The 24,802-nt window shown below is 66.0% G+C and carries 26 protein-coding genes; 10 read left to right on the top strand and 16 right to left on the bottom strand.

Annotated features, from left to right (window positions below; translation table 11 throughout):
- Positions 1–3: 3 nt before the first annotated feature.
- Positions 4–183: a hypothetical protein gene (locus tag ACT17R_RS13510; RefSeq protein WP_202988257.1), complete on the bottom strand. Its 180-nt coding sequence runs from the start codon at positions 181–183 to the stop codon at positions 4–6.
- A 104-nt stretch (positions 184–287) separates the two neighbouring features.
- Positions 288–701, bottom strand: a complete 414-nt coding sequence (locus ACT17R_RS13505) for a MerC family mercury resistance protein (protein ID WP_444809608.1) — start codon at positions 699–701, stop codon at positions 288–290.
- Positions 702–848: 147 nt separating this feature from the next.
- Here ACT17R_RS13505 and thrS point away from each other — a divergent pair, with 147 nt between their 5' ends.
- Positions 849–2,855, top strand: coding sequence for a threonine--tRNA ligase (gene thrS / locus ACT17R_RS13500; protein WP_234179473.1), 2,007 nt, complete (start codon positions 849–851; stop codon positions 2,853–2,855).
- Positions 2,852–3,613, top strand: coding sequence for a sulfite exporter TauE/SafE family protein (locus ACT17R_RS13495; RefSeq protein ID WP_062767915.1), 762 nt, complete (start codon positions 2,852–2,854; stop codon positions 3,611–3,613). The genes thrS and ACT17R_RS13495 overlap by 4 nt, the downstream gene beginning before the upstream one ends.
- Here ACT17R_RS13495 and ACT17R_RS13490 read toward each other — a convergent pair.
- Entirely contained in the window at positions 3,610–6,111 is a 2,502-nt protein-coding gene (locus ACT17R_RS13490) for an ABC transporter permease (RefSeq protein ID WP_234179475.1), read from the bottom strand. The two genes, ACT17R_RS13495 and ACT17R_RS13490, sit on opposite strands and share 4 nt — an antisense overlap.
- Positions 6,112–6,157: 46 nt before the next feature.
- Complete coding sequence (locus ACT17R_RS13485) at positions 6,158–6,829, bottom strand: ABC transporter ATP-binding protein (protein WP_062903149.1); 672 nt, start codon at positions 6,827–6,829, stop codon at positions 6,158–6,160.
- Positions 6,830–6,882: 53 nt separating this feature from the next.
- Between ACT17R_RS13485 and ACT17R_RS13480 the strand changes: the two genes are divergently transcribed.
- A complete protein-coding gene (locus ACT17R_RS13480) occupies positions 6,883–7,599 on the top strand; it encodes an arylesterase (protein ID WP_234179477.1) in 717 nt (238 codons plus the stop codon).
- Here the strand turns inward: ACT17R_RS13480 and ACT17R_RS13475 are convergent.
- From ACT17R_RS13475 to ACT17R_RS13455, 5 genes are all read right to left on the bottom strand, one after another.
- On the bottom strand, positions 7,596–8,243 hold the full coding sequence (locus ACT17R_RS13475; RefSeq protein WP_444809607.1) for an MOSC domain-containing protein: 648 nt from the start codon (positions 8,241–8,243) through the stop codon (positions 7,596–7,598). The two genes, ACT17R_RS13480 and ACT17R_RS13475, sit on opposite strands and share 4 nt — an antisense overlap.
- Before the next feature lie 86 nt (positions 8,244–8,329).
- Positions 8,330–8,785, bottom strand: a complete 456-nt coding sequence (locus tag ACT17R_RS13470) for an outer membrane protein (RefSeq protein WP_003047453.1) — start codon at positions 8,783–8,785, stop codon at positions 8,330–8,332.
- A gap of 159 nt (positions 8,786–8,944) precedes the next feature.
- Positions 8,945–10,183, bottom strand: a complete 1,239-nt coding sequence (gene rlmN, locus ACT17R_RS13465; protein ID WP_062903150.1) for a 23S rRNA (adenine(2503)-C(2))-methyltransferase RlmN — start codon at positions 10,181–10,183, stop codon at positions 8,945–8,947.
- 61 nt (positions 10,184–10,244) lie between these two features.
- On the bottom strand, positions 10,245–10,592 hold the full coding sequence (locus ACT17R_RS13460; RefSeq protein WP_058813415.1) for a hypothetical protein: 348 nt from the start codon (positions 10,590–10,592) through the stop codon (positions 10,245–10,247).
- Positions 10,593–10,761: 169 nt separating this feature from the next.
- Positions 10,762–11,505: an SDR family oxidoreductase gene (locus ACT17R_RS13455; RefSeq protein ID WP_062902054.1), complete on the bottom strand. Its 744-nt coding sequence runs from the start codon at positions 11,503–11,505 to the stop codon at positions 10,762–10,764.
- A 126-nt stretch (positions 11,506–11,631) separates the two neighbouring features.
- On the opposite strand from ACT17R_RS13455, the gene ACT17R_RS13450 reads away from it, so the two are divergent.
- Positions 11,632–12,015 (top strand): winged helix-turn-helix transcriptional regulator, encoded by a 384-nt coding sequence (locus ACT17R_RS13450; RefSeq protein WP_444809606.1) that lies wholly within the window; start codon positions 11,632–11,634, stop codon positions 12,013–12,015.
- A 46-nt stretch (positions 12,016–12,061) separates the two neighbouring features.
- Here ACT17R_RS13450 and ACT17R_RS13445 read toward each other — a convergent pair whose 3' ends face one another.
- A complete protein-coding gene (locus ACT17R_RS13445; RefSeq protein WP_062902056.1) occupies positions 12,062–12,394 on the bottom strand; it encodes a UrcA family protein in 333 nt (110 codons plus the stop codon).
- Positions 12,395–12,517: 123 nt separating this feature from the next.
- On the opposite strand from ACT17R_RS13445, the gene ACT17R_RS13440 reads away from it, so the two are divergent.
- Positions 12,518–13,426 carry a LysR family transcriptional regulator gene (locus ACT17R_RS13440; protein ID WP_444809605.1) on the top strand — a complete coding sequence of 303 codons (909 nt, stop codon included), beginning with the start codon at positions 12,518–12,520 and terminating at the stop codon, positions 13,424–13,426.
- Between the two features lie 286 nt (positions 13,427–13,712).
- Here the strand turns inward: ACT17R_RS13440 and ACT17R_RS13435 are convergent, their stop codons facing one another.
- The gene (locus tag ACT17R_RS13435) at positions 13,713–14,207 is read right to left on the bottom strand and encodes a hypothetical protein (RefSeq protein ID WP_062903151.1); all 495 of its coding nucleotides are present in this window, start codon (positions 14,205–14,207) and stop codon (positions 13,713–13,715) included.
- Between the two features lie 170 nt (positions 14,208–14,377).
- On the opposite strand from ACT17R_RS13435, the gene dnaN reads away from it, so the two are divergent.
- Positions 14,378–15,493 carry a DNA polymerase III subunit beta gene (gene dnaN / locus ACT17R_RS13430; protein WP_058813473.1) on the top strand — a complete coding sequence of 372 codons (1,116 nt, stop codon included), beginning with the start codon at positions 14,378–14,380 and terminating at the stop codon, positions 15,491–15,493.
- A 25-nt stretch (positions 15,494–15,518) separates the two neighbouring features.
- Here dnaN and ACT17R_RS13425 read toward each other — a convergent pair whose 3' ends face one another.
- Entirely contained in the window at positions 15,519–16,859 is a 1,341-nt protein-coding gene (locus tag ACT17R_RS13425; protein ID WP_062902058.1) for a PQQ-dependent sugar dehydrogenase, read from the bottom strand.
- A 170-nt stretch (positions 16,860–17,029) separates the two neighbouring features.
- Here ACT17R_RS13425 and ACT17R_RS13420 point away from each other — a divergent pair, with 170 nt between their 5' ends.
- Positions 17,030–17,245 carry a hypothetical protein gene (locus ACT17R_RS13420; protein ID WP_003047427.1) on the top strand — a complete coding sequence of 72 codons (216 nt, stop codon included), beginning with the start codon at positions 17,030–17,032 and terminating at the stop codon, positions 17,243–17,245.
- 3 nt (positions 17,246–17,248) lie between these two features.
- Here ACT17R_RS13420 and argC read toward each other — a convergent pair whose 3' ends face one another.
- The 3 genes from argC to ACT17R_RS13405 all read right to left on the bottom strand — a co-directional run bounded on the left by argC (position 17,249) and on the right by ACT17R_RS13405 (position 20,611).
- Complete coding sequence (gene argC / locus ACT17R_RS13415) at positions 17,249–18,172, bottom strand: N-acetyl-gamma-glutamyl-phosphate reductase (protein WP_062902059.1); 924 nt, start codon at positions 18,170–18,172, stop codon at positions 17,249–17,251.
- Between the two features lie 3 nt (positions 18,173–18,175).
- Entirely contained in the window at positions 18,176–19,120 is a 945-nt protein-coding gene (locus ACT17R_RS13410; RefSeq protein ID WP_238929650.1) for a C40 family peptidase, read from the bottom strand.
- Positions 19,121–19,204: 84 nt separating this feature from the next.
- Positions 19,205–20,611: a leucyl aminopeptidase family protein gene (locus ACT17R_RS13405; RefSeq protein WP_062902061.1), complete on the bottom strand. Its 1,407-nt coding sequence runs from the start codon at positions 20,609–20,611 to the stop codon at positions 19,205–19,207.
- A gap of 56 nt (positions 20,612–20,667) precedes the next feature.
- Here ACT17R_RS13405 and ACT17R_RS13400 point away from each other — a divergent pair, with 56 nt between their 5' ends.
- On the top strand, positions 20,668–21,492 hold the full coding sequence (locus tag ACT17R_RS13400; protein WP_062902062.1) for a DUF3298 and DUF4163 domain-containing protein: 825 nt from the start codon (positions 20,668–20,670) through the stop codon (positions 21,490–21,492).
- Between the two features lie 50 nt (positions 21,493–21,542).
- A complete protein-coding gene (locus ACT17R_RS13395; protein WP_058813468.1) occupies positions 21,543–21,725 on the top strand; it encodes a DUF3008 family protein in 183 nt (60 codons plus the stop codon).
- 240 nt (positions 21,726–21,965) lie between these two features.
- Here ACT17R_RS13395 and ACT17R_RS13390 read toward each other — a convergent pair whose 3' ends face one another.
- A complete protein-coding gene (locus tag ACT17R_RS13390) occupies positions 21,966–23,495 on the bottom strand; it encodes a flavin-containing monooxygenase (protein ID WP_062902063.1) in 1,530 nt (509 codons plus the stop codon).
- A 177-nt stretch (positions 23,496–23,672) separates the two neighbouring features.
- Between ACT17R_RS13390 and ACT17R_RS13385 the strand changes: the two genes are divergently transcribed.
- On the top strand, positions 23,673–24,797 hold the full coding sequence (locus tag ACT17R_RS13385) for a DUF47 family protein (RefSeq protein ID WP_162928274.1): 1,125 nt from the start codon (positions 23,673–23,675) through the stop codon (positions 24,795–24,797).
- Positions 24,798–24,802: the final 5 nt, after the last annotated feature.

The raw sequence follows: 24,802 nt of genomic DNA, 5'->3' as shown, positions 1-24,802 counted from the left end.
GGTTCAGGTCGCCGTCCGCTTGGCGCAGGCGCGGCCGTCGCGCGGCGTCGTTGCAATCATGATCGCGGGCAGCACGATGATCAGCATCGTCGCGATATTCTCGGGAATGATGTCGAGGATATGCGCAAAGGCGACGCACATGATGGCGAGGGCCCAGCAAAGAGCACGGAAAATCGGCGGCATCGGTCAAGCTCCCTTGTTAAACAGTAAAGGAACATTGACACAGGGATTCGCTCTTGTCAAGCGACATTGACACAATGACAAGCGAGCCAATCGCCCGCCGCGCGTCAGCCTTGCGCGTGCCGCAACCGCCAATTGACGATGTGTGCGCTGGCGAGGGCGAGCGCGCCCATGGTGGTGAACAGGCGGTCGCCGGTTTCGGGATCGAGGCCGCCGACCCAGCCTTCGTGCGCAGCCAGCCCGGCGGCGAGGAGGGCAAGGCCGATCGGTGCCGCGGCGACGGGATAGCAATGGCGGTGGTGTCGCCGGCCCTCGGCCAGCGCGAGCGCCGCCGCGGGCGCGGCGAGCAGCAGGATCACCGCATGAAAGCTCTCGGGCAGCGAGAGCCAGGCGCTCAGCGCGGGCGCCGCGAGCAGGAGCAGCGGCAGCGCGAGGCAATGGACAAGGCAGGCGAGCGACAGCCCGACGCCGATCAGGTCGGCGGCGCGCGAACGCAACGAGGGGCGGGCGGGGAGGCACATGGATCGGACTTTCGGCAGAGGGTGGCGCGGTTCACATAATGATACATTGTATCATTACAAGCCCTCGCGGTGAAAACGGCCCTTGCCGCTGCTTTCGCGCGCTGGCAAAGGGGCGCAGTTTATTCCGCCAGAAAGGCCCGATTTCCGATGTCCGAGATGATCCGCGTCACCCTTCCCGACGGCTCTGCCCGAGAAGTCGCGCGCGGCACTACTCCGGCGCAGATCGCGGCGGACATCGGCCCCGGCCTCGCGAAGGCCGCGCTCGCCGCAAAGGTCGACGGCGAACTGCGCGACATCATGCGTCCGCTGGAGGCCGACACCAACCTCGCGCTGGTCACGAGCCGCGACGAGGCCGATGCACTCGAACTCGTGCGCCACGACTATGCGCATGTGCTGGCGGAGGCGGTGCAGAATCTGTTTCCCGGCACGCAGATCACCTTCGGTCCCTCGACGAACGACGGTTTCTATTATGATTTCGCGCCGACCGCCGAGCATGGCGCCTTCCGCGATGACGAACTGCCGCTGATCGAAGAGGAGATGCGCCGTATCATCGCCGCCGACCTGCCGCTGACGCGCGAAGTGTGGCAACGCGACGATCTGATCGCCAAATGGCGGGCCGAGGGTGAGACGTTCAAGGCCGAATGGGCCGCCGAACTGCCCGAGGGCGAGGAACTGACCGTCTACCGCTCGGGAGACGGCTGGATGGACATGTGCCGCGGGCCGCACTTGGCCTCGACCGGCAAGCTCGACCCGGCGGCGTTCAAGCTGACGCGCGTCTCGGGCGCCTATTGGCGCGGCGACCAGAAAAATGCCCAGCTTTCACGCATCTACGGCACCGGCTGGCTTAACAAAAAGCAGTTCGCGGAGCATCTGGTGCGGCTCGAAGAGGCCGCGAAACGCGACCACCGCAAGATCGGTCGCGAGATGGACCTCTTCCACCTTCAGGAAGAGGCGCATGGGAGCGTCTTCTGGCACCCCAAGGGCTATCGCATCTACCGCGAGCTCGAGGCCTATATGCGCCGCGCGATCGACGGCGCCGGCTATCAGGAGGTCAAGACGCCGCAGGTGATGGACGCGCGCCAGTGGGAGCAGTCGGGCCACTGGGGCAAATATCGCGAGAATATGTTCGTCATCCCCGACGAAGTGCCGAACATCGAGGACGACGGCCCGCTCGTCTCGGACGATGCCGAGTGGATGGCGCTGAAGCCGATGAACTGCCCCGCGCACGTTCTCATCTTCCGGCAGGGGATCAAGAGCTATCGCGACCTGCCGCTGCGCATGGCCGAAATGGGCTGTTGCCACCGCAACGAACCGCATGGCGCGCTGCACGGCATCATGCGCGTGCGCCAGTTCACGCAGGACGACGGCCATATCTTCTGCCGCGAGGACCAGATCGTCGAGGAAGTGCGGTCTTTCTGCGAACTTCTCAACCGCGTCTACAAGCAGCTCGGCTTCGAAAAATATGCGGTGAAGCTCGCGCTGCGCCCCGATATGCGCTTCGGCACCGACGCCATGTGGGACAAGGCCGAACAGGAACTGCGCGATGCGGTCGCGCGCGCCGGCATGGCGAACGACGATTATGGTTGGGAAGAATTGCCCGGCGAGGGCGCCTTTTATGCGCCCAAGCTCGAATTCCACCTGACCGACGCGATCGGCCGGACGTGGCAGTGCGGCACGATCCAGTCCGACCGCGTGATGCCCGAACGACTCGATGCGTCCTACGTGGGCGAGGATGGCGAGCGCCACCGCCCGGTGATGCTCCACCGCGCGATCCTCGGCACCTATGAACGCTTCATCGGCATATTGATCGAGCATTTCGCCGGCCGCTTCCCGACCTGGCTCGCGCCGGTGCAGGCGGTCGTCGCGACGATCGTGTCCGATGCCGACGACTATGCGAAGGACGCCGCGGCGCAGCTCGAGGCGGCGGGCATCCGCGTCGAAACCGACCTGCGCAACGAAAAGATCAACTACAAGGTGCGCGAGCACAGCCTGCAGAAAGTTCCCTATCTGCTCGTCGTCGGCAAGCGCGAGGCCGACGAGGGCACCGTTGCAATCCGCACCCTCGGCCAGGACGGCCAGCGCATCCTGCCGCTCGCCGAAGCGATCGCGATGCTGAAGGGCGAAGCGACCCCGCCGGACCTGCGCCCCGCTTGACCGGCATCAAGGCTCTCGTCGGCCTGGCGCCGCTCACCTTTGCGGGCGCTGCGGCGATGACGTTCGGCGCGGCCTATGTGCGCGGGCTGACCGGCTTCGGCATGGCGATCATCCTCGTGCCGCTGCTCGGGATGATCGTGCCGCCGGGGCAAGCGGTCGTCGTGGCGATCATCCTGCAATTGCTGATCGGTCCGGTCGGGTTGCGCGTCATCCTGGCCGATGCCGACCGTCATACCGCGGTGCCGATCGGGCTGATCGCGATGGCGACGACGCCGCTCGGCATGCTCGCGCTGAAAGCGATCACCCCCGATGTCGCGCGCCTGATGATCACGCTCGTGGCGGTCGGTGCCTTCCTTGCGATCCTGATGCCCAAACAGCCCGAGGGACACCGGCCCGGCCGCGTCGCCATCGGCGGGACGGGGATTGCGTCGGGCCTGCTCACCGGCTTTGCCGCGATGCCGGGGCCGCCGGTCGTGCCCTTTTACCTGCGCCGCCGGCTCGATCCGCGGACCGCGCGCGCGTCGATGATGCTGATCTTCTTCGCCACCGCCATCGCGGGCACGCTCGCGGCGCTGTGGACCGGGCTCGCGACGCACCGCCTGCTCATCCTCGCGCTGCTGCTGTTCGTGCCGATGTGGCTCGGCAATCATCTAGGCGGCCGCCATTTCGGTCGCGTTCCGGCGCATCTGTGGCAGGCGATGGTCGCGGTCGTGCTCGGCCTCTCGGCGATTTCGGCGGTGGTGCGGATCTTGAACTAGAGGCTGCGCAGCGCCTGCGCGGGTTTCGCCGACAGCAAGGGCCAGCTTCCGGCGATGCCGATCAGGAAGGCGAGGCCCGCACCGCCGACCAGCGTCGCGCCGACGACCAGCGGATCGGGTGCGAAGCGGAAGTCGAACAGTTCGACCACCACATAATGCGCCGCGACCAGCCCGAGGCCGAGCGCGAGCAGCGCGAGGATTGCGGCGAGCAGCGCATATTCCAGTCCCTGCGCCCCCAGAATCTGGCCGCGCGTCGCGCCGAGCAGTTTCAGGATCACGCTGTCATAGACGCGCCGCTCGCGGCTTGCGGCAATCGCGCCGATCAGCACGGCGATGCCGGCCAGGATCGCGATGCTCGCCGCCGCAGCGGTCGCCTGGCTCATCTGCGTCAGCAGGCTCGTCACCTGGCTCACCACATCGCGCACCTGAATCAGCGAGGCTGAGGGGAAGGCGCGGGGGATGCTGCGCGCCAGCGCGGTTTCGGCCTGCGGCCCGACCGCGACGGTCGCGACCATGTTATGCGGCGCCGCGTCGAAAGTGCCGGGCGAAAAGACGAGTGCATAGTTGAGCCCGAAATTGTCCCATTCGACGGAGCGGAAAGAGGCGACGCGCGCCTGCACCTCCACCCCCAGCACATTGACCGACAGTGTGTCGCCGATTTTCAGCGCCAGCGATTTCGCGACATCAGCCTCTACGCTGACCAGCGGCGGGCCGTTGTAATCGGGCGCCCACCACTGGCCCTGGGTCAGGCTGCTGCCCTTGGGCAGCACGGGGCTATAGGTCAGACCGCGGTCGCCGCGCAGCACCCACGCGCCTTCGGGCAGTTCGGCAAGCTCGTCGACGCGCTTGCCGGCAAATTCGGTGACGCTGCCGCGCAGCGCGGGGATCATGTTGATTGCCGCCTTGTCGTCCGCCCCGGTCACCAGCGTGCGGAACGCGGCCGCCCGGTCGCGCGGAATATCGAGGACGAAAAAGCTCGGCGCGCGTTCGGGTACGGTGCGCGCGATTTCGGCGGTGATGCTCGTCTGGATCGCGGCGAGGGTGACGAACAGCGTCAACCCCAGGCCTAGCGCGACGACCAGCGCGCCGGTCGCGGCGCCGGGGCGATGCAGATTGGCGAGCGCAAGGCGCAGCAGCGGCCGCTTCGGGCGCGGCACCCGGCTCGCGATGCGGCGCACCAGCCAGCCAAGCGCGACAAGGATCAGGAGCAGCAGCACCGCCGCCCCGATGAAGCCCAGCGCAAACAGCGGTTCGCGCGCCGTGCCGACCGCGAGGGCGACGATGGCGGCGAAGGCGAGGGCAACGGCGGCCAGCACACGCTTTTCGATCCGGCCCGCGCCGTCGACCGTCGCGCGATAGAGGCCCGCGGCCGGAATATGGCGCGTCGCGGCGAGCGGTGGCAACGCAAAGGCAATCGCGATGAGCAGCCCATAGGCGGCGCTGACCGCGAGCGGCAGCGGATAGACGGCCAGTCCCGGCTTGACCGGCAGGACGTCGCCCGCGATTGCGCCGATCGCCGCGGGGGCCAAGGCGCCCGCGATCAATCCGGCGGCAATCGCGGCGGCGGCAACCGCCAATATCTGCAAGCCATAGATGCGCAGCACCGCCGCGCTGTCGGCACCGAGCACCTTCAGCGTCGCGAGCCCCGGGCGCTTGCCCGCAAGATAGCTGGCGACCCCGTTGCCGACCCCGATCCCGGCGATCACCAGCGCGGCGAGGCCGACGAGCGACAGGAACTGCCCCATGCGCTCGATAAAGCGCCGCGTGCCCGGCGCGCCGTTACTGCGGTCGGTCACCTCCCAGCCTGCGTCGGGGAAAGCCGCGCTCAGCCGCTTGCCCGCGGCCACCGGATCGGCACCCGCGGGCAGGCGGACGCGATATTTGCTTTCATAGAGGCTGCCGGGCTGGATCAACTGCGTGGCGGCAAGATCGCCGAGGCCGATGATTGCCACCGGGCCCAGCGTAAAGCCTTCGCCCAGCCGGTCAGGCTCGTCGGCGATGATGCCGTCGATGCGGAAGGATTTGTCGCCGAATTTCACCGCGCCGCCGACCGTCAGGTCGAGCCGTGACGCGAGAGCCTTGCCGATCCAGATCGCCCCCGGCGGCGGCGGGCCGCGGCGCGCGCCGCTTTCGAGCCGCATCGTGCCGTAAAGCGGATAGGCGGCATCGACCGCCTTGAGCTCGGAGAGCAGCGCGCTGCCGTCCGGCGCGTTCGCCATCGCACGCATCCGCACCGTCGCCGATGTCGCGCCGGCACCGCGCAGCCCGGCGAGTTCGGCCTCGCTCGCCTGCCGCTGCGGCAGGCCGAACTGCAGGTCGCCGCCCAGGATCGTCTGCCCCCGCGACGCCAGTTCGGCGGTGATGCCGCTCGTCAGGCTGCCAATGGCCGCGAGCGTCGCGACGCCGAGGAACAGGCACACCGCCAGCAGGCGCAGCCCGCGAATCCGCGCCGCCAGATCGCGCCGCGCGATACGCCACAGGGTCGCCAGCGGGATCATCAAATCCTCCCTGCCGCGTAGCGGTGGGGAGGGGGACCATCGGCGCTCATGCAGCTCGTTCCTCGATCCGCCCGTCGTGCATCACGACGACGCGGTCGCAATGGTCTGCCAGTTCGGGATCGTGGGTGATGATCAGCAGCGTCGCGCCGAGCGCCGCGCGCCGCGCGAAGATCAGTTCGATGATCGCATGACCGGTGGCGGTGTCGAGATTGCCGGTGGGTTCGTCGGCGAAGATGATCTGCGGCTCGCTCGCCATCGCGCGCGCGATCGCGACGCGCTGCTGCTCGCCGCCCGAAAGCTGCGCGGGATAATGAGTCATCCGGTGGCCGAGCCCGACCGCCTCCAGCTCGCGCGCGGCGCGCCCGAACGGGTCGTCGATCCCTGCCAGCTCCAGCGGCACGGCGACATTTTCGAGCGCAGTCATCGTCGGCAACAGGTGAAAGGCTTGCAGGACGATACCGATCCGCCCGCGCCGCGCGCGCGCCAGCGCATCCTCGTCCATCGTCGCAAAATCGAGCCCCGCGACCATGACCGTTCCGCCGCGTGCGCGTTCCAGCCCGGCGAGCACCGCCATCAGCGAACTCTTGCCCGATCCCGACGGACCGAGCAGCGCGACCGAGGTGCCGGCCGCAACCTCCAGATCGACGCCGCGCAAAATTTCGACGGGGGCCTTGTCGCTCCCCAGCGTCAGCGTCACATTATGGGCGGCAATCGCCATCGTCGGCGCGACGGGCGGTCGGGGGCTGTCGGTCAAGAAAGGACCCTTTGGAAATGAGAACGGCCGGATGGCGCTCTTTCGCCCTATATGGTTTTGCAATCGCCCTTTGCCAACCGCTTGCCGGATGCGGCTCGGCGGAGGCCCCCGCGGCGCCCGCAGCGGGCAAGGAAAATCCGGCGAAGGCGGTGCCCGTGCTTCCCGCCGACGCACCGCTCGTCATTGCCTTCGGCGATAGCCTCTACGCCGGCTACCAGCTTGGCCCCAGGGAAGGCCTCGCGCCGCAGCTTCAGGCGGCGCTCGCGGCGGACGGTCGCATGGTGCGCGTCCAGAACGCCGGGGTATCGGGCGATACCACCGCGGCGGGGCGGCAGCGGCTGTCCTATGTTCTCGACAATGCGAAGGCGAAACCCGCGCTCGTGCTGCTCGGCCTCGGCGGCAACGACATGCTGCGCGGCATCGGCCCCGATCAGACGCGCGCCAATCTCGACGCGATGCTTGCCGAGCTCAAGCGGCGCGGCATCCCCGTCCTGATGACCGGGATGATGGCGGCGCCCAATCTGGGCAGCGATTATGCGAGCAAGTTCAATCCGATATTTCCCGAACTTGCCGAAAAATATGGCGCGAGCCTCTATCCCTTCATCCTCGACAATGTCGTCACCGACAAATCGCTGATGCTCGGCGACAATATGCATCCCAATGCCAAGGGCGTGAAAATCGTCGCCGCATCGCTGGCGCCGCTCGTCGAACAGGCGCTGCCGACGCCGCGCTAACCCAGCAGCTTGTCGGCGCGGGCGCGCCAGTTGGCGGCGAGCAGGTCCATCGCGGCGAGCGCGCGCAGCGCCGCCGGTTCGCGCTTGCCCGCCCCGCCGATCAGCAGGTGAAAGACGCGCTCGACGCTCCAGTCGGGCAGCGGACGCTCCATCAGCTCCAATGCGTCGCCTGCGCCGACCGCACCATCCTCGATGACACGGTAATACCAGCCGCCGCGGCGAGAGCTGACGACGGTGGCAGGCAGCGTCGCGATGCCGAACCGGTGGCCGAGCTTCCAGCGCGGCTGGCGGCCCTGGCTGATCTCGACCAGCGCGCTGCCCAGGCGATAGCGGTCGCCGATGCACGCCGCGCTCTCGGTCAGGCCCGATGTCGAGATATTCTCGCCGAACGCGCCGGCGTCCTGCAACAGCGCATGGTCGCCGATCGTCTCGGCCCACCAGCCATAATGATCGCGCGGATAATGGTGGATCGCCTTGTCGGGGCCGCCATGGACCGAAAGGTCGGCCTGCTCGTCGCCCGCGATGCCCAGCGCGTCGACCACGCGCCGGCCTTCGACCGCGCGCTTGTCGATCGCGCTCGGCTCGCCCTTCGCGCCGAAGCGGCGGGCCTTGCCGGTCAACAGGGCGTCGATCGTGTAGCGCATCGCCCTGCTGTGGCGGCTTCCCGCGCAAAAGAAAAGGGGCGACCCCGCGGGGCCGCCCCTTTCCGTTCTTCTCGCTGACCGAAGGATCAGAAAGCGAAGCCGACGCCGACCGCGAACGCGTCGGTGTCGTCGAAGTTGTTGATGAACTGGTGGCGATATTCGACCTTGCCATAGACGTTCTGGGTCAGCTTGTGCTGATAACCGGCGCCAACATAGGGATCGTCGATCTGGCCGAAGGTGTAGCCGCCGGTCGCGTAGAGCTTGCCGTTCGTGCCGAGGTTGGCGCCCAGGCGCGCACCCGACGAGAACTGGACCTTGGCGCCGTCGATCAGCACCTTGTCGCCCGCGATTTCGACGCCGGCAAAAGCCTTGTCGCCCAGGTTGTAATCATAGCCGCCCGCAACGCCCAGGGTGGCGTCGTCCAGGCCGCTGCCGGTGATGTAACCGCCGCGCACTTCGACATGACCTTCGCCGTTCTGGGCGAGGGCAGGCGTGGCAACGACAGCCGAGAGGAGAGCGGCAGCAACTGCGAACTTCTTCATTGTCTTTTCCTTTTCTTTGACAGGGGGCGCCCTTTGGGTCGCGTCCCATGTGCAAAGATGGCGTTCGCACCTGTCGTTTCAATGAACGCATCGTTCAGAAAATGACAATTTTATTACCTGTGTTGTTTTTGCAACACAGCATAGCTATGCAAGCCGGCCTTAGCCCAGCGCCGCCTGCTTTTCTTCGGCGATACGGTCGAGTTCGGCGCGCGAGGGTTTGGTCGCCGCGCTCTTGAGCTGGCCGCACGCCGCCATGATGTCGCGCCCGCGCGGGGTGCGAATCGGCGCCGAAATTCCGCTTTCGAAGATGATGTTGCTGAACGCGCGCACCCGCTCGGGCGACGAGCATTCATAGATCGCGCCGGGCCAGGGGTTGAACGGGATCAGGTTGACCTTCGCCGGTAGCCTGTACTGCTTGATCAGCCGCACCAGCTCGCGCGCGTCGACGTCGCTGTCATTCTTGTCCTTCAGCATCACATATTCGAAGGTGATGCGCCGCGCATTGTTCGCGCCGGGGTAGGCGGCGCAGGCGGCGAGCAGCTCCTCGATGCCGTATTTGCGGTTGAGCGGCACGATCTCGTCGCGGATTTCCTTGTTCACCGCGTGGAGCGAGACGGCGAGGTTGACCCCGATTTCCTCGCCCGCGCGCGCCATCATCGGCACCACGCCGCTCGTCGACAGGGTGATGCGCCGCTTCGACAGCGCCAGCCCGTCGCCGTCCATCACGATCTTCAGCGCGCCCTTGACCTCGTCGAAATTGTAGAGCGGCTCGCCCATCCCCATCATCACGATATTGGTCAACATGCGGCCGTCCGCGGTATAATGGCCCGCGTCGTCATCCTCGTCGTCGACATCGGCGGTCGATGCCATCGTGCCCTTCGGCCATTCGCCCAGCGCATCGCGCGCGAGCAGGACCTGGCCGACGATCTCGCCGGCGGACAGGTTGCGGACGAGCCGCATCGTACCGGTGTGGCAGAAACGGCAGTTCAGGGTGCAGCCGACCTGGCTGGACACGCACAGCGTTCCCCGATCGGCGTCGGGAATGAACACCATTTCATATTCCTGGCCGTCCGCCGCCGCGAGCAGCCATTTGCGCGTGCCGTCGGTCGAAACCTGCGCGGTAACGACCGTCGGGCGGCCAACGATGAAGCGTTCGGTGAGCCAGGGGCGCATCGCCTTGGCGATATCGGTCATCGCGTCGAATTCGGTGACGCCGCGATGATAGATCCAGTGCCAGATCTGCTTGGAGCGCAGCTTCGCCGCCTTAGCGTCGAGCCCCGCGTCCTCGAGCGCGGAACGGATGCCCTCGCGCGTCAATCCGACAAGGTCGACGCGGTTGCCGCCGCGCAGGGGAACGGTGCCCGTCGTAACGGGATCGATGTGGCCGGGGATCTGCATGATGCGCGGCCCTATAGTCGCGATGCGCGCTTTGCGCAATTGCGCGCGTCAGCGCGGCCCTTCACGCGCCGTGATAGGGGTCCATCGCATCTTCGAAATCTTCGAGCGTCCCGACATGCTCCAGCGGCGGTTCGCCGGGGGCGGCGGGAAAGATCGCATCGATCCGACGGCGCAGCGTGTCGTCGAACGCGGCATGGTTCGAAATGCGCGCGTTGCTGCTGACCGTCAGCTCGGTGCGGATCGCGCCCTTGATGCGCTCCAGCCCCTCGGGGCTCAGCACCCCGCTGTTCAGCAATTCCTCGCAAAGCTGGATCAATCCGACCGTCGTCGCATGGGCACGCAGCCCGATGAAATCCAGCGCCCGGTGCCGCTCGCGTGCGGCGGCATCGCATCTGCCAATGGCATTCATTGGCCCATCTCCTCATCCCACTAACCTCGCCGTCGGGCGCGCCTCTGTCGGGCGTCGTCCTTTCGGGCCGGTCGATCATGCGCGCCGGGCGCCGCCTCGGCAAGAGCCGATGTGGCGTCCGGCGCATCATTTCGGGATGAGCGCGCTGGCGGCGATCAGAGGGTGGCCATCAGAGGGTGGCGAGGAACGCCAGCCGTTCGGCTACCGCGCCTTCGGCTTCGGCGTGCCGCAGCGGAAGGACATTGCGCACCAGAATCTCCGCCGGCGTCGGCGTTTCGGCGAACAGCGCCATGACCTCGTCGGCAAAGGCGTCCAGCGGCATATAGGCGTCGCGCGTCGACTGGCCGGGGGTCAGTTCGGTCCGCACCGCGGGCGGCGCCAGTTCGATCACGTCGACGCGGCCGGCAAGCTGGACGCGCAGCGCCTGCGTATAGCTGTGCAGCGCCGCCTTGGTCGCCGAATAGGTCGGCGCCTTGGGCAGCGGGACGAAGGCCAGCCCCGAGGTTACGTTGATGATCGCGCCATCGCCGCGCGCGACGATATGGTCGATCAACGCATCGGTCAGCCGGATTGGGCCGAGCAGGTTGGTGACGACCGTCGCTTCGGCGTCGCTCAGGTTGCGCTCGCCGTCCAGCGCTTCGTACATCATCACGCCGGCATTGTTCACCAGAACGTTGAGATCGGGGAAGCGCTGCACGACGTCGGCGGCAAAGGCGGCGATCGCGTCGGCATCGGTGACGTCGAGCGGCATCGCGTGCATGTTGGCCCGGCCTTCGATCGCGGCGTCCAGCTTGGCGCTATTGCGTCCGGTCACGATCACCACATTGCCTGCATCGTGCCAACGCTGTGCGAGTGCCAGACCGATGCCCGATCCGCCGCCGGTGATCAGGATGGTGTTGCCTGTCGTTTTCATCGTTTGTCCTTCGTTTCGGGGTTGGGGAGACGCTCAATTTATGCCAATACTCTCCAATGGAAAGTAGGCACCTGAAAGTGCTATACTTACTTGATAGAGACTATTGGGATTTCAGCCGTGCCCGCGATGCAAAATTATTCGGCCGCCGCCGATCCCGCGCCAGATCCGCGCGTCGAGCTGCTGGTCAACGACCTGATCGGTCGAGTCGCCGACAAATGGACGCTGCTCGTGCTCGAGGAATTGGAAGAGCATGGCACCTGCCGCTTCACCCGGCTGGCGAAGCTTGTACCGGGGATCAGCCAGAAGATGCTGACCCAGACGCTGCGCGCCATGGAGCGCGACGGGCTCGTTCGCCGCACGGTCTATCCGGTGGTGCCGCCGAAGGTCGAATATGCGCTGACCGATCTCGGCCACAGCCTGGGCGAAGCCTTTTGCGGCGTGTGGCATTGGGCCGAAGCGCATCTCGCCGCGGTCGAGGCGGCGCGCAGCGCGTTCGACGCTCGCGCCTGACCGCGGCGGCGGTGCGCTGCGCGCTTATTTGGCGCCTATTTGGCGCTTATTTGGCGAGCGTCACCCGGATCGGTTCGCCGCGCGTTGCGGCGCTGGCGATGACGCGGTCGGCGTCGGCCGATGCCTGCCGCATCGTGTCGCGGCGGCAATGGCGAACGTCATTCTTGCCTTTCAGGTCATAGTCGGGCGCGCTGCCGCACACAGTGACGACCGCGCGCCAGATACGGCGTTCCAGCTTGTCGGCGCCGCGTGCGGTGCTGAGGTCGAGGTCCGAATGGACGACGGCGACGCTGCGTGGCGCGGGCGCCGGTTCGGCGTGGGCGGGCAGGGCGGGCGCGACCGCGGCGAGCGCGGCAAGGGTCAACATCATCTTCATCATATGTCTCCGTTGACCGGCGGGTTGGGGGAGGGGAGGAAGCCGGTAAGGCCTAGATACGCCTGCGCGCGCCGCCGCAGGAGCAACGATGTTGCGCGATCATTCTGCATAATTGCAGAATGAAGCGTGGGCGATTATTCCCCACAAGACGCCATGTTCGACTGGAACGACCTTAAATATTTCCTCGCGGTCGCCGAAAGCGGCAGCACGCTTGCGGCGGCGCAGGCGCTGCGCGTCAGCCAGACGACGGTGGCGCGCCGCATCGCCGCGCTGGAGACGGCTACCGGCGTCAAGCTATTTGAACGGCGCCAGGCTGGCTATGCGTTGACGCCGACGGGCGAGGCGATGCTGGCAAGTGCGCTTGCGGTCCGCGACTCTGCGGACCGGTTCGGCGAAGCCGTGGGCGCCCAGTCGCGCGACGCGGGCGGGACCGTCAGCCTGACGACGATGGAGATTATTGCGATCACCCTTCTGCCGCCCATCCTGCGCGACCTGCGTGCGGCGCATCCCGGCATCCATATCGACCTCGACACCTCGGACGAGCCGCGCGACCTTGCAAGCGGCGCCGCCGATATCGCGATCCGCAGCAGCAAGCAGCCGACGGGGGCGGGTCTCGTCGGACGCCGCGTCGCCGATAATCCGTGGACGGTCTATTGCAGCCGCGACTATGCCGGACGCCACGGCATTCCGCACAGCCGCGAGGAACTGGCGACGCATCCCTTCATCGGCGGCGGCGGCCATATCTGGGAGCCGTATCGGGCGTGGCTGAAGCAATACCGGCTCGAGGATTCGGTGGTCATGCGTTACGATACCGCATCGGGGTTGCTCGCTGGCGTGCGTTCGGGAATGGGGCTGACGATCCTGCCGGCCTTCCTCGCCGACCGCGAACCCGATCTCGTCCGCTGCATCCCGGCACGGGAGGATGACACGACCGGCCTGTGGCTGCTCACCCACGAACGCCTGCGCCACGTCCCCCGCATCCGCGTCGTCCTCGATTTTCTGGCCGAGGCGCTGACGCGGCTTGCGCGCAATTGACCCGGCGGAGGCGCGGACCGGAAAGGCCTTTCCTACAATCGTTGGCTGTGGTTCAAACTGGCCGATGACGACCGGCGCCCCTCCACAACATGAAACGCGAGTGAAGTTGCGCGGTTTTCCGCGATTTTTCGATCGCACAAAATCTTCCACCTTCGTCACCCCGGACGTGATCCCGGGTCCATTCGCGCCGCGTCGAAGAAGTCCACCACGGATCAGGTCCCGTGCAGCGTGCTACCGTGAATCGCGAATGAAGTTCGGCAGTTTTCTGCCATTTTCCAAAACGGCATCAGCGGATGCTGGCGCACCCCAGCGCTGCCGCGTCGATCGCCGTCGCGGCGCCGCGCAGGCGATAGGTGTCGGCAATCGCGCCGCCGGTCGTCGACCGGCTCTCGACACTCATGCTCGGCGCCGCGCGCATCGCGGCGATGATCGCGGCGTCCATGCGGGCATCGCTGGCCCAGCCGTGGACGCCATTGCCGGTCAGCACGAAGCGGCGGCTGCCGACCGTCAGCCGCAATTCGCTCTGCGGTGCGCGCGGCTTCGACAGGCGGATGTAGAATTGACCGCGGATGCGCGCCTTGGGCCAATATCCGATACTGGCATAGGCTTTTTCCTGCGCCCGCCCGATCGTCGCGGCGGGGCTGGCGATCGCGTAGCAGCGGGGGGTCGCCGGATCTCGGAAGGCGCCCCAGCCATCGAAGATGCCGAGCGCGGTCGGCGCCGCCCAGGCGAGCGCGGGCAGGCCGATGCACAGCAATAGAAGGAATAGCGCCCGCCGCATCGCGCTTCCGTTGCGCGAAAGCCGCCGGAATGCAAGCATGGCTTGCGCGGCGCGGTGCGCGCGTTAAGGAAGGAAGACATTTCCAGGGGCAGGGAATCGGGGCGTCGCTGCGTCCGCGGCGCCGGCTCCATCAGGGACTTCTCCCGCAGAACACAGGATGGCGGATAAGAATGAAAGCGACGATTGAACGCGCAGTGCTTCTGAAGAGCCTCGGCCACGTCCAGTCGGTGGTCGAACGGCGCAACACGATTCCGATCCTGTCGAACGTCCTGATCGAAGCCGATGCGAGCGGCCAGCTCAAGCTGATGGCGACCGACCTTGATCTGCAGGTCGTCGAAACTATCGCGGCAAAGGTCGAAACGCCGGGTACCACGACCGTCTCGGCGCACACCCTGTTCGAAATCGCGCGCAAGCTGCCCGAAGGCGCTGAAGTCAGCCTCGCCGCCGCCGAAGGCAAGATGCAGGTCAAGGCCGGCCGCTCGAACTTCAATCTGCCGACGCTGCCGCGCGACGACTTCCCGGTGATTGCCGAGGGCGATTTGCCGACCAGCTTCGAACTGCCGGTCGCCGAACTCATCCAGATCATCGACAAGACGCGCTTCGCCATCTCGACCGAAGAAACGCGCTATTATCTCAACGGCATCTTCCTGCACGTCGCCGAAGATTCGACGGGTCCGGTGCTCAAGGCCGCGGCGACCGACGGCCACCGTCTCGCGCGCTATACGGTGACGCGTCCCGAGGGCGCCGCGGGCATGCCCGACGTTATCGTGCCGCGTAAGTGCGTCGGCGAAATCCGCAAGCTGCTCGACGAGGCCGAAGGCAATGTCGAAATCAGCCTCTCGGCGTCGAAGATCCGCTTCCAGCTCGGCAACGCCGTGCTGACCTCGAAGCTGATCGACGGCACCTTCCCCGACTATAGCCGCGTTATCCCGACCGCGAACGACAAGCTCCTGAAAGTCGATCCCAAGAGCCTGTTCCAAGGCGTCGATCGCGTCTCGACCATCGCCAGCGAAAAGACGCGCGCGGTCAAGGTCGGGCTCGACAAGGATCGCATCACGCTCAGCGTTACCAGCCCCGAAAACGGTACCGCGGCCGAAGAACTTCCCGCCGGCTACGACGCCGACGCGATGGAGATCGGCTTCAACGCCCGCTATCTCAGCGATATCCTGGGACAGGTCGACGGCGACACCGTCGAACTCCATCTCGCCGACGCGAACGCGCCGACGCTGATCCGCGAAAGCGAAAAAAGCCCGGCGCTCTACGTGCTGATGCCGATGCGGGTGTAGGTCGGCGTCCGCTTGATCTGGCGGATCAGCCCGCCTTCGCGACCCGCCAGATAATCCCGCCGGTATCGTCGGCGACCAGCGCGCTGCCGTCCTTGGCGACCTTGACATCGGCCGGGCGGCCGCGGGTCGTCTTGCCGTCCTTGGCGACAAACTGGTCGAGCAGGGTGACGGGCAGGGCGTCGAGCGGCTTGCCATTGTCGCCGAACTTGACGAACACGACGTCATATCCCGACACCGGATCGCGGTTCCACGACCCGTGCAGCGCGATCAGCGCGCCGTTTGCCCAGCGGTCGCCAAGGTCCAGACCGTTGGTGAAGGTCATGCCCAGCGGCGCGACATGGGCGCCCAGCGCATATTGCGGCCGCTTGACATATTGCCGCCGGTCCTCGGCTTCGGGGGCAACCCGCGGATCGGTGAAACCGCCCCAATAATACCAGGGCCAGCCGAAGAAATCGCCCTCGTCGACGTCGGTGAGATAGTCGGGAACGAGATCCGACCCCAGCATGTCGCGTTCGTTGACCACGGTCCACAGCGTGTTGCTGCCCGGATAGAAGGCCAAGCCCACGGGATTGCGGATACCGGCGGCATAGGTGCGCATATATTTATTCTCGGGCCGCACCTCCAGAATACGGGCGCGGCGGACCTCGTTGCCCATGCCCTTTTCGCCGATGTTCGAATCGGCGCCGACGCCGATGTAGAGCCACCCGTTGGGCGCCGCGACCAGGCTCTTCGTCCAGTGGCGGTTGGTGCCCTGGGCGGGCAGATCGACGATCTTGGTCGGCTTGCCGGCCATCGCCGTTGCGCCCTCGACGAACGGAAAGGCGAGCAGCGCGTCGGTGTCGGCGACGTAGAGCGTCTTTCCGACCAGCGCCATGCCGTAAGGCGAGTTCAGTCCGGTGATATAGGCGGTCTTCACTTCCGCCTTGCCGTCGCCATTGGCGTCGCGGAGCAGGGTGATGCGATTGGCCGACGGGCCGCCGGCGCCGGCCTTGCCCATCAGTGACTTCATCACCTTGCCTTCGATGCCGCTGTCCTTTCGCGGGGGGCTCTGCGCCTCGGCGACCAGTACATCGCCATTGGGCAGCACGAGCATCGAACGCGGATGGTCAAGCCCTTCGGCAAAGCGCGCGACGGTCAATCCCTCCGCGGCCCGAGGCGCTTCGCCGGCCGGCCAGCCCGTGGCTTCGAGCACCTTCATCGTCGGAAATTGTTCGGGGCGCTGCGATGCCATCACCGGCACCCGGCCGCTGAGTTCGGCAGTCGAAAAGCGCGCAATGTCGGGACGTGACGCGACGTAAAAGGCGATCCCGCCCGCAACGATCAACACGACAAGGGCGATGGCGACATATTTCAGGATCTTGCGCATGCCCCCTGCTTACACGCGCAGTGCCGCGCGGCAAAGAGGCGAAAGGCGAAGGCTATGGTTAAGCGCCAAGCCGCTTGCATTAACCTTACCCGATTGTTCATCACGGTTGGGAACGGCGCGGTCAGGCGTGCGCGCTAGGGGGGTGTTTCGAGGCAACGGACGGGGACTCCATGCAGCTTCCAGCACCATTTCTTGCCGACCGCGGTGCGGTCGACGACGCGTATGCGCTGATGACCGAGCATGGCGAGGAAGCCGGCTTCGCTGCGGCCGCGCGCGCCGAACAATATCGGGTGCTCGGCAATCATGTCCATTTCGCGCGCTGGCGGCAGATCGAGCGGCTGATCACCTATCTGTCGATCGATGCCGCGCTCGATACGGTGCACTGACGCCTAAAGCCGCAGCCCCGCCGTTTCGGGCAGGCCCGCCATGATGTTGAGGTTCTGCACGCAAGCGCCGCTCGCGCCCTTGCCCAGATTGTCGAGCCGCGCGACGAGCCGCGCCTGGCTGCCGTCGGCATTGGCGAAGACGAACAATGCGATGCGATCGTCGCCCTGGTCCGATGCGCGCAGCAGCATTTCGCCGTCCGCGGGGGCGTCGCCCATCACGACGATCGGGCTTGCCGCATAATAGTCGGCGAGCGCCGCGCGGAGTTCATCGACCGGCGCGGCGCCGGACATCGCGCCAAGCGGCAAAGGCACCTCGACCACCATGCCGCGATGCGCCGGCACGACAGCGGGGGAGAATAGCGGGGCGACCGTCAGCCCGCAGCGCGCCTGCATTTCGGGTACATGCTTGTGTCCCAGCGACAGCGCATAGCCGCGCCAGGCAATGTCGGGGTCGGCCTTGAAGCGCTCGATGAGGCTTTTGCCGCCGCCCGAATAGCCGCTGACGGCGTTGCAGCTATAGGGCCAGTCGGCGGGGAGGAGGCCATCGCGGACCAAGGGGGCGAGGAGCGCGATGAAGCCGGTCGAATAGCAGCCGGGGTTGCTCACGCGCATCGCTTCGGCCACCGCACCATGGCCGACGACCTCCGGAAAGCCATAGACCCAGCCGGGCGTGACGCGGTGCGCGGTCGACGCGTCGATGACGCGCGTGCGGCCATTGTCGATCATCGCCACCGCTTCGCGCGCCGCATCGTCGGGCAGGCAGAGGATGACGAAATCGGCGGCGTTCAGAGCTTCGCGCCGCGCGCCCGCATCCTTGCGCCGCGCCTCGTCGAGCTGGAGTAGTGAAAATTCCTGGCGCCCGGCCAGCCGGTCGGCGATTTCAAGCCCGGTGGTGCCGGCGGCACCATCGATAAACACGCTCGTCATGGCTCAACGCGGCCGCTTGCAGCCGGTGACGGCTGGTTCATGCCCCTTGGCGGCCGACCGCGCCACGACATCGGCGAGCGGCTCGGCCTGGACCGCCATCCAGCGGCGGCTCGAGTGGATGATCGTGTCGGCGTCGGCCATGATCCCGACATGACCGGGAAAGAAGACGAGGTCGCCGCGCCGCAAATCGCCCTGCGCTACATCCTTGTCGGCGCCGAGCGCAGAGAGTTGCAGGTCACTGTCGCGCGGAAGCTGCACCCCCGCCGCCGCCCAGGCGAGCTGGACGAGACCCGAGCAATCGATGCCCCGCTTTGTGCGACCGCCGAACAGATAGGGCGCCCCGATCATCGCTTCGGCGACCGCCGCGGCATCGGCAACCTGGCTGTCTGCATCGACCAGCGCGCCGAGCGGGAGGTAGCCGTGCGCGGTAGCGAGCCACTCGCCGGCAATTTCGCCCATCACGAGCGCGCCCATCGGCAGCACCGCTGAACCGCCGCTCGCGGCATCGGGGGCGGAGTGGAAGATTGCCTCGGTCGCGGCGACGCGGTGCGTCGGCGCAATCGGCGCGCCGAGCGCATCGGCGGCGAGATAGCCGACATAATGATCGGCTAGACTATAACCCCAGGCCCAGCCCCCGGTCAGGTCGAGCAGCGCGAAACCCTCGCCATAGAGCAATTCGCTCGTCTGTTCGGCATCGGGCGACGGCGTGCCGCGCAGTACGGCGGCGGGCAGGATGCTGCTCATCATCATCGGCGCCGCATAATGCGGTGCGAAATACTTGCCGGCGACCGCGATGTCGGCAAGGTCGGGACGGATCGCGACGATGCGCGGATCATAGCTTTGCGAGGTGCCTGCGAGCCCGAAGCGGTCGCGGCCCGCGCCCGCAACGCCGGGGCGCCCCATCCGCACGCGATTGGTCGCTAGATTGTCACCACTGTCAGCGTTCACTGGCTATCCTGTTTTCCGGTCGATCCGCCCACCGCGGACAATCGCGCGCCATTAGCGCAGCGCGCGGCGTTTTATCAAGGATGTTCAACCTTTGGCGCGCCGGTCATAGCGCGCCTGCAACATCGCCCAGGCTGCGCGCAGCCCCAGCGCCGCGCCACCCTTCGGCCGCCCGGGCTTTGCAGAAGGTCGCCACGCGAAGGTGTCGAAATGCGCCCAGGCGGCGCCGTCGGGCACGAAGCGCTTGAGAAACAAGGCCGCCGTGATCGAACCGGCAAACGACGAGGAACCGGCATTGCCAAGATCGGCGATATCGGTTTCGAGCAGATCGGCGTAGCCGTCCCACAGCGGCATGCGCCAGACGGGATCGTCGCGATCGATACCGCCGGCAAGCAGATCGTCGGCGAGTGCATCGTCATTGGCATAGAGCGCGGGCAGGTCGGGGCCGAGTGCGACCCGCGCCGCGCCGGTCAGCGTCGCGAAATCGACAAGCAGTTCGGGCGCTTCCTCACCCGCCTTGGTCAGCGCGTCGCCGAGCACCAGGCGGCCCTCCGCATCGGTGTTGCCGATTTCGATCGTCAGCCCCTTGCGGCTCTTCAGCACATCGCCGGGCCGGAAGGCATCGCCCGAGATGGCGTTTTCGGCCGCGGCGACCAGACAGTGGAGGCGCACCGGCAGGCCACTTTCCATAATGAGCTGCGCCAGGGCGAGCACATGCGCAGCGCCGCCCATATCCTTTTTCATCAACCGCATGCCCGATGCAGGTTTGATGTCGAGCCCGCCGCTGTCGAAGCTGATCCCCTTGCCGACCAGCGCAACGCGCGGGTGATCCGCCTTGCCCCAATGAATTTCGATCAGCCGCGGCGCATGATGCTTTGCCGCGGCGCGCCCGACGGCATGAATCATCGGATATCCCTGTTCGAGCGCTTCGCCCTTGGTTACGGTCAGCTTGCCGCCATGCGCCTTGGCGATCCGTTCGGCCACCTTTTCAAGCTCGGCGGGCCCCATGTCGGCACCAGGCGTGTTGACCAGATCACGGACGAGCGCGGTCGCGCGCATTTCGGCCACCATCGGCGCGATTGCGCCGACATCGGCGGTCAAAAGCACGCGCGGGCCGCTGCCTGCCTCTTCCTTGCTGCGATAGGCATCGAAGCGATACTGACCGCTCATCCAGCCGAACAGCGCCTTGCCGGGCTGGCGTCCGTCGAGCCGGTAGCGCCCCTCGGGCAAGAGGGGCGCCAGCTTGGCGAGGCACCAGGCCGACAGATTGTCGACATTGGCGACCGCAGTGACGACCGACCAGCTTTCGGCGTCGTCGCCCGGCAGGATAGCATGGGCGTAACCATCGGGCGTGTAACGGACGGCGGCGAGCGCGGCGCGTTCGCGCGCGCTGCGGCTCTTCAGCCAGTCGTCATAGCTCTTCTTGTCGACAAGGTGGATCGTGCGCGCATCCTGCCCCTTGTCGGGCTGGATCAGGTCGGAATAATCGGTCATGCAAATTCTGCTAGGCTTCCCCGGAAACTTTGTCGATTCCCCGCGTTGGAGCTGTCATGACAAGCAAAAGCCTTCCGATCGTCCTGATCGCCGCCACCCTGTGTTCCGCCTGCTCGAAGGAGCCCGAACCGACCCCGGCCGAAAAGGTCGCGGCGGCGTCGGTTCCGGGCGCGCCGCCGGGCGCCGCCGACGATGTGGCGGCGAAGGCTGCGACCGCCTCGGACGTCAAGGAAAGCAGCGACCTCATCGAATTCGCTTATAGCTATCCGCGCGAAGCCGCCGCGATTCCGGACCTTGCGAAATGGCTCGACAACGATCGCGCCAAGAAGCGCGAGGCGCTGATCGACGATGCGACGCGCGACCGCGACGCGGCGAAGAAGGAGGGCTTTCCCTATCACGCGCACAGCCATTTGCAGGCGTGGGAGCGGGTCACGAACACGCCGCGCTTCCTGAGCCTGTCGAGCGATATTTCGACCTATACCGGCGGCGCGCACGGCATGACGAGTTTCGACACGCTGATCTGGGACCGCAACCGCGCGATCCGACTGAAGCCGCTCGACCTGTTTACCAGCGGCGAAGCGTTCGACGCGGCGATCCGCAAGCCTTTCTGCGATGCGATCGTGCGCGCCAAGGCCGCGCGCGGCATTGCGCCTTCAGACGATCCCGACGGCATCTTCGAAAAATGTCCCGCCGCTTCGACTCAGACGGTGTGGCTCGGATCGTCGGACGGCAAATATCTCGACCGGCTGACGATCGGCATCGCGCCCTATGAGATCGGCCCCTATGCCGAGGGCAATTACAAGATCAACGTCCCCGTGACCGGCGCGCTGGTGAAGGTGGTGAAGCCCGAGTATCAGCGCGATTTTCTGCCGCTGAACTGAAACCGCCGGTCACGCGTTTGTCGGACGAGGGGGCAGGCAGGAGACATGTGATGCCAGCCAAGTCCAAGGCCCAGCAAAAGGCCGCCGGCGCCGCGCTGAGCGCGAAGCGCGGCGATACGCCGAAATCGGAGCTTCGGGGTGCGTCGAAGGAGATGTACGATTCGATGAGCGAAAAGGAACTCGAAGACTTTGCGTCGGGATCGACCAAAGGGAAGCCGGATCACGTCGATTAGAAGGCGCTCAAGGGGGTTCTGGAAGCGGCCGACGGCGGCTTTGGGGTCAGGAGGCGGACGCTGCCACTTCCTCAAGGTGGCGCTGTATGGTCCTTCTTTCGTCATCCCGGACTTGATCCGGGATCCATTCACGCAGCGTCGAAACAATGGATCCCGGATCAAGTCCGGGATGACGATGAAGAAGGTGACTGCAACCGGTCGCCACCAATCCTTTGATATGGCGAAAACCGAACCCGCCGATTACTCCGCGGCTTCGAGGGCCGGGGCCGATGCCTCCTTCGATACCGACGCCGCCTTGCCGAACTTGAGCACGCCGTCATCGACCGGGCCGGTGCGCATGTCGATGCGGTCCTGGACATAATTCTGGCTGAGCCGCCACGGCAGCTTGTCGGCATTTTTGGGCATGATGTGGAGCGCGCGCTGGATATAGCCTGACGAGAAGTCGAAGATATTCTCTTCGGTCAGGCTCGTCGGATCGGCGAGCAGCGGCGTCGCGACCGTCGTGCCGGTATCGCGCATATGGTTGAGGACGCGGCAGACATATTCGGACACGATGTCGGCGCGCAGCGTCCAGCTGGCGTTGAGATAGCCGAAGACGACCGAGAAATTCGGCACGTTCGAGAACATGCACGCCTTGTAATAGAAATGCTCGTTCCACGCGACCGGCTCGCCATCGACGCGGACGGGGATTTTGCCCGCGACCGCGAGCTTGAGGCCGGTGGCGGTAATGATGACGTCGGCGTCGAGATGCTGACCCGATTTGAGAAGGATGCCGGTCTTGTCGAAGCGTTCGATATGATCGGTGACGACGGAGGCCTTGCCCGCCTTCATCGCTTCGAAAAAGTCGGCATCGGGGACGAGGCAGAGCCGCTGGTCCCACGGATTATAGGGCGGGGTGAAGGCGACCGGATCGTAACGGTCGCCGAGCGCCTGCTTCAGCTTCTTGGTCAGGAAGTCCGCAACCTTTTCCGGCTTTTCGCGCGCGCGGCGGAAAACGATGTCCTGCAGGCGGATATTCTTGAAGCGCGTCAGCCGGTAGGCGGTCTTTTCGGGCAGGATCTTGCGCAGGAAATTGGCGAATCCGTCCTTTGCCGGACGGATGGCATACCAAGTCGGCGTGCGTTGCAGCATCGTCACATGCGCGGCCTTGTCCGCCATTGACGGGACGATCGTCACCGCGGTGGCGCCCGATCCGATGACGACGACCTTCTTGCCCGAATAGTCGAAATCCTTCGGCCAGAATTGCGGGTGGATGATTTGCCCCGCAAAATCCTCGCGCCCCGTGAAATTGGCGTCGAACGGCTCGTCATAATCATAATAGCCCGAGCCGAGGTAGAGCCAGCGCGCGGTCGTCGTGCTGACCGCGCCCTTGTCGTCCTCCATCGTCACCGTCCAGCGCGCGGCGGCGCTGTCCCAGTCGGCGCCGACAACCTTGTTGTTGAAGCGGATATGCTCGCGGATGCCGCGCTCGTCGACGATGCGGTTGAGATATTCGAGGATCGAAGGGCCGTCGGCGATCGACTTTTCGTGCCGCCACGGTTCGAAGACGAAACCCAGCGTGTGCATGTCGCTGTCCGACCGGATGCCGGGGTAGCGGAACAGATCCCAGGTGCCGCCCAGATTGGCCCGCCGTTCGACCAGCGCGAAGCTGCGGCCGGGACTGTGCATCTGGAGATGCGCGGCCATGCCGATGCCCGAAAGGCCGGCGCCGACGATCAGAACGTCCTGATCCACGGGGCTGTCCATGCCTGCCATCATTTCGTCTCCCATTTGTCTTTAAGGTCGCAGCTTACGCACAGCGTTGCATTTTGCAATCGAATTGACGTTTACGGAAAGGGCATCGCGGCCAATGCGCCATTGCCGCTGTCACAATATTGTCATAGGGGCGTCACCGAATGGCAATGAAACACCGCGGCTCCGGCGGTAGTTTAGGATTTCGGCCGGTTTATGCGTCAAATTGCGGTGCTTCCTTATCGATTCGCGGGCGTGGGCAAGGATGGCCCCACCGAGATCATGCTCATCACATCGCGCGGCACGGGCCGCTGGGTGATCCCGAAAGGCAATCCGCTGACCGGGATGGACCGCCACGCTTCGGCGGCGGTCGAGGCCGAAGAAGAGGCGGGGGTGATCGGCGCGGTCTGCCCGACCTCGATCGGCAGCTATGAATATCGCAAGCGCCGCGCGAACGGCGCCGCGATCATGTACAATGTCGAAGTGTTTCCGCTCGCCGTGACGCGGGAGCTTTCCGAATGGAAGGAAATGGACGAGCGCGAGCGGCGCTGGTTCACTTTCGACGAGGCCGCGGGGGCGGTCGACGAACCCGATCTTCAGGCCCTTATCCGGTCGTTCGGCGACAGCGGCTTTCGCGTCGCGGCGCAGCGATCGGGGGTCATGTTCAACGTTGCGGAAAAGACAGGGGTCAATCGCATGTTTGCCTGGTTCCAGCGCCTGCTCCCGAGGCAGGGCAATTTCTTCGACCTGTTCGAAGCGCATGCGGCGACGCTCGCCGCGGGATCGGAAGCGCTGGCGCGGCTGCTCCAGGGCGGCGAGGGCATGGCCGACCATATCCAGGAGATCGTCGAGCGCGAGCATGACGCCGACGCGATCACGCGCGAGGTGCTGCAGACCGTTCGCCGTACCTTCCTGACCCCCTTCGATCGCAGCGCGATCACCGACCTCATCGCCTCGATGGACGACGCGATCGACGAGATGCAGAAGACCGCAGGCGCGATCGACCTTTACGACGTCAAGGAGTTCGACCCCGAAATGCGCGACATCGCGGCGATCATCGTCGATGCCGCGCGGCTGACGGTCGAGGCGCTGCCGCTGCTGCGCAATGTCGCCGCGAACGGCACCCGCCTGCACGAACTCACCGAGCGGCTTGTCCGCATGGAGGGGCATGCCGACGAGATCCACGCGGCGGGGCTGAAGCGATTGTTCAAGGAACATGGTGCGTCGAACACGATCCACTTCATGATCGCGCGCGAACTCTACAGCCACCTCGAGCGCGTCGTCGACCGGTTCGAGGATGTCGCGAACGAAATCGACGGTCTGGTCATCGACCACGCGTAAGCGGG

It is taken from the genome of Sphingopyxis sp. Q841, assembly GCF_052384365.1.
GTDB classification, from domain to species: domain Bacteria; phylum Pseudomonadota; class Alphaproteobacteria; order Sphingomonadales; family Sphingomonadaceae; genus Sphingopyxis; species Sphingopyxis terrae_A.
Note: the sequence above shows the minus strand (reverse complement) of the source record. Positions and strands in the feature narration are given on the sequence as shown.